Below are 9,393 nucleotides of genomic sequence, written 5' to 3'. Positions count from 1 at the left end.
TTTTTTGGAGTTGGGACTGCTTATATGGATAATTATATTGCATGGTTTGTTTTTATGGAAAATGAAAAATCCCATGAAAATAGTTATTGGCTTAATGAAGCAATGACTTAAAAAACCAACACTCAAATGGAACAGCGCCATATAAATACAGTAGTTAGGTTTAGATATGGAAAGGGTAGTTACAACTCTTTTACCTGCTTTATTTAAATTATTACCACATTTATTTTCAACATCGTGACAGTGTCACAACTTTCTCATTTGAGTTGCCCTTTCCTGCAAAATTAACTTTTCAATAATTTCAATCCTAGTGATCCCTGATTCTTTTACAAGTGATTGAAGCGCAATATGTGATTCTAGAGAAATATCAAGATCTAACCTTTTGGTCGTTAATTTATGTGTTTTGCGTTTTTTATAAGTTCGTAGAGTTGAGGATAACCTTTTTTTCCCAATTGCTGATAAATGATCATCTCGAAATTTACCAATCACTGTATAGTCGGAAAAGGCTGTTATCCCTGCATCCTCAATCTCTTTTTTAGCAAGACCTAAATCAATAAATGAATCATCTTTAAGATTATCAATCTGCCTTCTAATCCATGATTCCTGAACGTCATAATATTTGTTAAATGTATTCAACGAGTTAGGCATATAACCTCCTTAGTTGTATTACACTATATATTAATACTGTGACCGTGTCACAACTTTAGTTGCTTTATAAAAAAGGTAGTTACTGTATTTTACCTGGTCTCTGTTTATTGATCGCTTTTGATATATCAATCAGTGCGTTGAATCAGCGTGAACGGATTAAACTTTGTGTCTCGGACTGTAGTTGAAGCAGGAGTAACTGTGATCATATTATTCATTTGGAGCGGCATTTCGCATCGCTCAGAAAAAGTATATTTGCCGGTGTTGCATCACCCGGATAAAACCTCTTTTGATATCAACCTTCATCATCTACTTAATAGTAAAATTCAGATTAAGAATGCAGTCGTTACGCAGGAAGATGTGTCGATGAAAGCCAGCGATTGGGGATTGGGTTAGGTTTGAAACCGAAAAATGTGTTTGTTTCGTAAAATCTGGCCATGAAAGTCGTGAATGCTTAACATTTCTCTGCCTTCATAATTAAACTGTACAAAAAAACAGTATATAAAAGGATAGGGCAGTTACAGCATTTTACCCAGCCAGTGTTTTTGGATCAGTTTGGTTACATCTACAAAAATGGTTTGAACCACCGTTAACGCAAATAGGTTTTGTATGTTTAAAAGAATTTTATCATCTGCATTAGTCAAAGTCGTGTTTATGAATTATTTTGGTCGAGCAATACTGCTAAGATTTTCGATTAAAATAGTTATTGAAATAGTGTCTCAGCAATAAGTAATTCTGACTTTATCTCGTTCAAAAATTCAATGTTGATTTCAATTTACAAACTAAAGCCAGATTTAAAATCTTATGTGGTTTTTATCTTTTCCGAAACAGTATTTATACCGAAAGAAATTATTAAGTGATCTGTTTTATTTTCTCTTTTTAACTTGTTAATACAGTTAGTTACTTATTTTTATAAAACACCGAATCTGATTATCAATTTAATTCTTTTGGTGTTATCTACAAAAACAAAACGGATGCTAAAAAGGCCTAATGAAAAATTGTTTTTAGTTAATGATGCCAGCATTCATACCAAGACGTTAAATTTAATCTAGAAATTACGATTAGTCGAGTTGACGTAATTATTAAACATACAACTAAGTAAGAGAGGCATAAAATTTTCAACAGCATTTGGCTGATGCTCAACAAGCCCAGGCATCATGTCAGGTAATGATTTTAAAGAAAGCTATAAAACAAATTGGAATAGCCATGCTACTGAAAATCATACTAATTTAACGGAAGTGATTTCATTTAATTTGGCAAGAATGAAAAGTAGTTTAACGAATCAAAATTATTAAATAACAAGCGTTCGTAGGTTTTATGGTTTGAGGAAATACCTTAACTTTTTTACAGATTGCAGCACAGAGCGCCTAAATGATAAACAAAATATCGAAAACACCAATTACAGCAAGGGTTTCAAGGCGATTTAAGTTGAAATGAATGAAGCTAACAGATTGAATAATCGCTATATTAATGGAAATTTGGTGGCAATTATCCATAAAACCTGTGAAAACCATGAATTAGGATAACAGTATGTTATACATTTTATGTTAAATAGGATTATGTTCAATAGGATGTAAGCTAAGGTGAGATCGGATCTCATTCTTAATTTGCATTAACAAACAAACACATTACTGGATAAACATACAATGTATCTTATTTAACATAATATACATTATGCGCACTATTACTTATTGATGAGTAAGCACCCCGAAAATTTACTGTATGAACGCACTTTTTTTTTTGCATTTAGATTCTAGTTTTTTTCTTAGGTAAAAATTCGTTCTGTACTTACGTAAACTGGGTTTAATCAGCCATCTTTTCAAATTTAAGCATGTAGCGTCACACTTTAGTGTCGATATGTACTTTGCTCCTTACTTGGTAACTTTTCAGAAACGTGCATTGAAGTCCTTGCACATTTCTTGGCCAAGGCTTTTTATTAAATAATTCTGGTAGCCCATCTAAAACTTCTTCAATTAAACTGCGGATACATGATTTGCTTCTTCAGTTAATCCTTCACACGATTAGAACTTATTGTCGCCACTGTAAAAGTTTAAATGACAATTCGTTATGAAAATATAAAAAATCCTGTAATATTAATATTTACAAAGAGTTAGCTGCTAGGTAAAAAGCTAACGGCATTGTTCAGGAACAGATCCATATAATGCTAATCTGATTAATATTAAGTACGGCTGAAGCCGTAGCCCCTAAAAGCCAATACAGATTCAAATGTATTGGTATAAACAGCGTTGATTTGCAAGATCTATAAATTGAGGACTCTTTAGTGCCAGAGAAAAAATAATAACAAGCGCCCTTTTATTTCTGTATTTATACTTATGTATATACAACCAGTTATTTTGTAATGCAGGTAAAAATGTTACTTTTACAGTTCACATGAGAATCTAATTCAACACCAGGTTAGCTTGTGCATAATTCCATTATTCATCATCTTTTTAATGCCGCCTGTAACCTCATAAAAACATGCCGGCTAAATTTACTTAACCACTTCTGCATCTAAGCGATGAACTTACTCACTGTAGCAACACATTTTTTACAGACAGTATTTTACAAGGCCCATAAAAATGAGCCTTACTGGTTATTAAGATCGGTTGATTGAGTCGTGTAAAGCGTGTATTTAAAATAAAGGTTGGGTTAAGCCCCCTATCAAAAATCAAATTTGATTTTGTACATCTTTAATAATCCAGACTATTCACTATCCCATTCATAATATGCATCAATTGCCTGCTCTAATCCATTGGAAGCTTCAATATAAAAGTTTTCGAACAGTTCATAACGAATAGCGAAGACGGTAAAGCTGTCAAAAACGCCAACGCCATAACTTAATTCTAAATTTGGTGCAATATAGCCACTCACTCCCAATGCCTGCGTATCACCACTGCCGCTTGAAGAAAGCGTGAAATCACTTATTCCGACTTTATTACCAATACCTTCCATGATGCCTTCTGTTCTGCCTGCACCAAAATCAATCAACATACCCGCCAGCTGATTGTCTTCTTGACTACTAGTCGAAGTGCTTGCAATTGATTTACCCCGAGTGAGGTAGGAAAGCGCATCCTGCTGAGACATACTAGGATCTGAAAAGACAACTAATTCCAGTTGATCCGGCGTTCCCGTCACACGAACACCAGCGGTAACATCATCTTCTATTTTATCCGGATCGCGTATTGCCTCAATTGAAATATAAGGTGAATCAGGCAACCCCTGAAAAACTACCCGGCTATTCTGTAAGACTAATTGTTGGCCCAGTGCACGATAACTGCCATTTTCAAACTCCAGGTCACCGTGTATAGTCAGGTCTCTAGCAACTCTTTTTCTAACTAATAAATTGCCTTTTATGGTCGTATCTAAGCCGAGCGCCTCAATTTCCAATTTTCGTCCAAGGTCTACTTTTACGCTCATTTTCATCGGCAATTCACTTGCTTGTGTTTTTACTTCCCGATCAACAATGATTACATCTTTCGAGGTTGAGACAGAGCCGGGAGGTAATTCTTTGACCACAATTTTCCCCTGATCAACATAAACATCCCCAGTTAAACTAACTGTATCATCAAAGGTTAATTCCAGATTCGGACTTATTAGCAGATAGAGTTTAGAATAGTCATTTATAACCAATTTATTTGCTTGTAAATTCATTGAACCTTTAAACTTATTCTGCCAATCAAACTCACCGGTAATGTATGCTTTACCTTTGTCTATATCCTGTTTTTTAATTTTTTGCAGAGGTGATGTAACAAATTTAACGGAGCGATCAACCAGGCCCAGTGTTTTATCAAATAAATTTGTTTTCTTAACTTTTCCTTTAGCTGAAGGGGCTGATTCATCCGTATCAAAATAACCTTTTAAGGTTGCAGAGTTATTGTTGATTTTAACAATCGTATTTAAATCGTGTATCTGCATTGGCGCACCAACCGGCCGTATTTGCACGTCCGTGATAGTAATCTGTCCATTCACGTTCGGGTTTTTAACCGCCCCCTCTATAGTCATCTGCGCAGTTAACATACCGGAGAATTTTTCCAGCTCGGGTATCAGCACATTGAACACTTCAAAATCAGGCGCATCAATGTCTATTGTTGTTTGTATGCCAGGCGCTTCAAGATAGGGTTTTAACTGCCCTTTCACTTTGGCATCCAGTAAATTTTTGGAAAAGAGATCTGCGGAAAAAACGGTTTCCTTCTGATTAGTTGCCAGATTAATAAAAAATTTTTCAACCGGATACTCAACAATTCCTTGACCGCTTTCAGCAAGATTCAGTTTTATTGTTGTGTTTGTGGAATATATTTTTATATCAGCAACCGGTTTAGTTGTGCCTCCCCATTTTATATTCGCATCAGCCGAAACAGCACCAGAGAGGCGCATATCATCGGGCAGCATAGAATCAAAACTGGCAAGTAAATAGGAGTCAATATTAAATATAAGGTTATTTTTATTACCCATATTTAATTCCTGCAGGCATAACTTGCCGCTATTTTTTATAGCCTTATTTGAAGACGTCCAGCAATGTGTTGTAACTTGAATATTTTCCCCTTTAATATTGATATCAAAGGGGCTATTAAGTGTTAACGTTTGTTCATAAAGATTTAAAGCCGCGGCATTGACAGCCGTTAACCATTTATCGCCTACCTGTTTTAATTTAACCTCCAGATCACCCGAAACCAGCTCACTGACAACCTTAGCATTTATTTGATGGTTCTCTCCGTTCGAAGTTCGTCCGGTATTTTTTACGTTCACATCAATAGTATCGAACAATTGATCTGCCACGCTGAGTTTTTCGGCACGTAACACCACTTTTGCTTTAGGCTGTTTTGCTATATGGAACTGACCATTAATACTTAAGCTGTTCAGCGAAGATTGCTCATAACTAAGCGAGCCAGCCTGTAAATCGGAGGTAATATCAATTGCATCCATAGGCCCTTTTACTTTTACCTGACCATTGATTTTACCTGCGGCACCTATAACGGCATGACTTAAATCTTTAATATCCAGATCCAGGGTCAAGTCATTTTGCTGTTGCAGTTTGCCGTTAATTCTAATCTTGTTATCTGCGTTATGCAGAAAAACGTTATTTAAGGTTAATCCGTCTTTATCATTGCCTTTAATATCACCATTGATCGCAAATGGCCGCTCTAAAAATTTGCCATCAATGGCCATTTCTGACATAGAAACCTGCCAGTTTAAGGGGCTATTTTCATTTAATTTAATCTCTACATGCTGTTTTAATTTACCGTTAAATTGCCCTGTATATTCTGTTTCCAGTTGTTTCAGATCAATGCCATTAATGGCTAATTCACCCTGCCACGAAATATTATTTTTCCAGTCCAACACCCCGGTTAATTGTAAGAAACCATCGAGTGTATCTACTTTTAACTTGTCTAACCTTAACTTTTGCAAATCGCCTTGCGCATTTAAATCTATCTTCCCCTTGGGTACCGCGCTTATTGCATAATCACCCTGCAGCGAAAGTTGATAATCGTTAAGTTTACCTTTACTGCTTAATCGCCCCTGCGGGAAAAAATAACTCTGGTTCGCATCGCCATCTAAAGGCCAGCGCAGATTTTTCCAGTCAGCAGAAAAACGGTAAGGCAAATTATCTGCAAATAAATTAACCTCTAAGTTAATTTGCGCATCTATTTTATTACTCAGCTTTAGTTCTGTTTTTAAATCAGAAAAGTTTCCGCTGCTTTTTAAAATAAATTCTTGACCATTCAGTAAAAATGCTGGCTGTAAATACTTTGAATCTTTTAATTTTCCGCTTAATTTCGCCTTAAGCGGATAATTTTTTGACAGATCCGCCTCGGCAATCAGTGCAAGATCCGCATCCGGAAGGTCTATATTCAATTGTTCAATGTTTAATTTATTATAGAAAAATTTTAATTTTGTCTGAGCCGAATTAAACGCGAAGATTGGTGCTTGCCCCGGATGGGTTAATTTAAAATCCATCACTTCTAAGGCTTTAATATCTAGATTAAAAAATGTTGAAATAGCAGATAAGTTTTGTTCATTAATAAATGCAGGAAAACTGTTTTCTGCAATAAAATTTGTCGTATCCTGAGTGACTGCTGGTTGCTCTTCGCTATTTGGCAGCGTCACCAGCAAACCATCTGTTTTCGAGTTGATAATAGTAATATTATCTTTAAAACCCTGTGCCTGAATTTCCCAACGTTTGCTGCTAACAGATACGATGCCGGGCATAATAAAAGAGCTATTATTGAGAATAACAGATTGAATATCTATAGTAATCGGCAGTTGCAGCGATGTGAAAGGCTCTCCGGAAACCTCTTCAGCGACTTCCTTTGTAGCGGCATCTGAATTCAGGTTGATGACCATATCATCAGCATGCAATTTTTTCACACAAATTTTTGTGAAAGCACATGACCAGTCAAATGCGTATTCCAGTTTAGAAAAAGAGATTGCAAGAGCATCAGATTCCCAACTGATATCCGAATAATGAGGGGCTAAAAATAAACTGCCGGAGTCCAGCGTAATGGCAAGGCGTGGCTCAAACTTTGTTGCCAGTTTTATGGCAAAATTAGTACCTGAGTGGGTAAATAAAATAGCCGTGACACTAACCACAGTCACAATAATTAACAACAGCAACGCTAAAAAAATTTTTCTGCAGATTAAACCTGCTTTTAACCTTAAACTCATAACTCAGGCCCAATCATAAAATGTATCGTCCATTGATCAATCGTTTGATCGGAATTATTCACTGGTGCTGCCAGGTAAAATCTAACAGGCCCGACCGGAGATGACCAGACTGCTCCAATACCCGAACCGAAAGAGATTGATTCATCAAAATCAGAGGTTACTGTCCCCGCATCAAGAAAGGTAGCAAGTTTCCAATTCTGGGTTATTGGTAAACGATATTCTAGACTTTGCACGGCGAGATATTTCCCGCCAATTAAAAATCCATCTTCATCCTCAGGGGCAATACTTTCATAGCCGTAACCTCGGATACTTTGGTCCCCTCCGGAAAAAAAGCGCATTGATGATGGCACATCATCGATAGTATCGGTAAAGATAGCGCCTAGTTCAGTCGTACTGATAAATTGATGCCCGTTATAAGTGCGCAAAAATTTAGATCTGCCGTAAACTTTGAGCAGATCGGAACTGGAAAGCCAACTTTCATGAGAAGCTTTTAATGAAAACTGCTGAGCGTCTCCCCAAGTAGCATTGATTCCCCCGCGGGACCTGTTCCGGCTGAAACTGATACCGGGCATAATCAATTGGGAAGAAAAATCTTCCTGGCCTTGAGTACCAGATTCTTTATCATAGCTGATAAAGATATTGCGTAACCAACCGCCTTCGAGGCGTTTATGGCGACCGACAGTGAATAAATACTGGGTTGTATCGGTATCATTATTGTTCACCATTTTATAACCGCTTTGCAATGAGTAGTAGTGATAAAGGGGTTCATCAATCGGGATATTATACGTCAATGAGGCTTCCTGCTTGGGTAGCGAGGCCACAACATTGCCGATCAGACTATGACCATATTGATTTACCCAGGGTCTGGTCCAACGGAACTTTCCACGTATCCCTTCATCTGTACTAATACCGATCCCGGCACTGAAGGAGTCTTTAGGGCGCATGTTGGCAACGACAAGCAGTGGAATCTGACGTCCCTGCTTTTTTTGCATTTCCGGTACGATAGCAATGTTTTTAAAATAACCTGTCTCATTAGCTTCCGCATTAAATTTACTTAAGACGCGTGAATCGTAGGGATCGCCTGCCTTAAATTTCTGCAGTGCAGAAATAAATTTCGCGGCAGGCAGTTCAGGTGAAATGTTCAAATCACCAAACTGATAGCGAATACCGGTATTAAACCAGATATTGGCAGTCGCTTTATTATTTTCAGAGAGAACTTCGACAGTGGCTTTTTCAAATTTAGAATCAAAATAACCATTGCGCTGAGCAAGTTTTTTTAACTGGCTTTTACCATCCTCATATTTACCATGATTCAATATATCGTTTTCTTTGAGCGGAAAATTTTTAACTATTTTCAAGAAATCAGGATCACTACTGCCTTCGCCAATCAGCTTTAAATTAAATTCAGTAATACGGGTAGGCTCTCCAAGATTAACATCCAGGGTAACGGTTTGTTTACCTATTTCACCTGTTACAACAGTTTTGAACTGCATCTGGTAATAACCTAAAGCAGTAACAGCCTGGCGGGCTGATGTTCCGACTTGTTTCAAATAACTTTGATTATTGGCATCTTTCGGTTGTGATAATGCGTTCAGAAATACCTCTATATTATCTTCTACATCACTATCATCCACGCCATTTATATCGAACTTAACAGCCGCATGAAGATGCGCATGCACAAACAGAGATAACAGTAAAAAAACAATTTTAAATATTTTCATTATAATGATCAGTGTGCTGTTTGGGTGAATTGCATCGGAGTGTTGCTGAGTAAAATAGAAAAAGCCGTTAATAATAGAAACAGAAAATACTCATAGCCATTATCACACCTTAACGCTTTTCTCTGATTATTCATTAACATTCCCCCTTTTGCTCGTATATTCGGCAAGCTATCATATCTTGGACAACAAATCATATCTGTAATCCGATCATGACCTAAAAGATATTATACCAAATCCGATAATTATCTATTCATTTATGCTTGTTAAAATGAATGCTAGCTTCGTTATTGATTTTGCAATTAGAACAACTAGTTACTGCAATCAATGCCTTGCTTTCATCCATTTTTCCTACCCCTAAATAGATCAT

General features: G+C 36.7%; 4 protein-coding genes. 1 reads left to right on the top strand and 3 read right to left on the bottom strand.

Going from position 1 to position 9,393, the window contains the following annotated elements:
- Nucleotides 1–243 precede the first annotated feature (243 nt).
- Nucleotides 244–645, bottom strand: a complete 402-nt coding sequence (locus ABZA00_RS14950) for a RepB family protein (protein ID WP_372882956.1) — start codon at nt 643–645, stop codon at nt 244–246.
- Nucleotides 646–843: 198 nt separating this feature from the next.
- Here ABZA00_RS14950 and ABZA00_RS14945 point away from each other — a divergent pair, with 198 nt between their 5' ends.
- The gene (locus ABZA00_RS14945) at nt 844–1,038 is read left to right on the top strand and encodes a hypothetical protein (RefSeq protein ID WP_372882955.1); all 195 of its coding nucleotides are present in this window, start codon (nt 844–846) and stop codon (nt 1,036–1,038) included.
- A gap of 2,307 nt (nt 1,039–3,345) precedes the next feature.
- Here ABZA00_RS14945 and ABZA00_RS14940 read toward each other — a convergent pair.
- Both ABZA00_RS14940 and ABZA00_RS14935 read right to left on the bottom strand, forming a co-directional pair.
- Nucleotides 3,346–7,305: a translocation/assembly module TamB domain-containing protein gene (locus ABZA00_RS14940; RefSeq protein ID WP_372882954.1), complete on the bottom strand. Its 3,960-nt coding sequence runs from the start codon at nt 7,303–7,305 to the stop codon at nt 3,346–3,348.
- On the bottom strand, nt 7,302–9,026 hold the full coding sequence (locus ABZA00_RS14935; RefSeq protein ID WP_372882953.1) for an autotransporter assembly complex family protein: 1,725 nt from the start codon (nt 9,024–9,026) through the stop codon (nt 7,302–7,304). The genes ABZA00_RS14940 and ABZA00_RS14935 overlap by 4 nt, the downstream gene beginning before the upstream one ends.
- Nucleotides 9,027–9,393 lie beyond the last annotated feature (367 nt).

The organism is Psychromonas sp. (genome assembly GCF_041586535.1).
GTDB lineage: Bacteria > Pseudomonadota > Gammaproteobacteria > Enterobacterales > Psychromonadaceae > Psychromonas.
Note: the sequence above shows the minus strand (reverse complement) of the source record. Positions and strands in the feature narration are given on the sequence as shown.

Bases quoted from the DNA above. Each gene is read 5' to 3' on its own strand.
- ABZA00_RS14950 (WP_372882956.1), bottom strand. From the start codon at position 645: ATGCCTAACTCGTTGAATACATTTAACAAATATTATGACGTTCAGGAA.
- ABZA00_RS14940 (WP_372882954.1), bottom strand. From the start codon at position 7,305: ATGAGTTTAAGGTTAAAAGCAGGTTTAATCTGCAGAAAAATTTTTTTA.
- ABZA00_RS14935 (WP_372882953.1), bottom strand. From the start codon at position 9,026: ATGAAAATATTTAAAATTGTTTTTTTACTGTTATCTCTGTTTGTGCAT.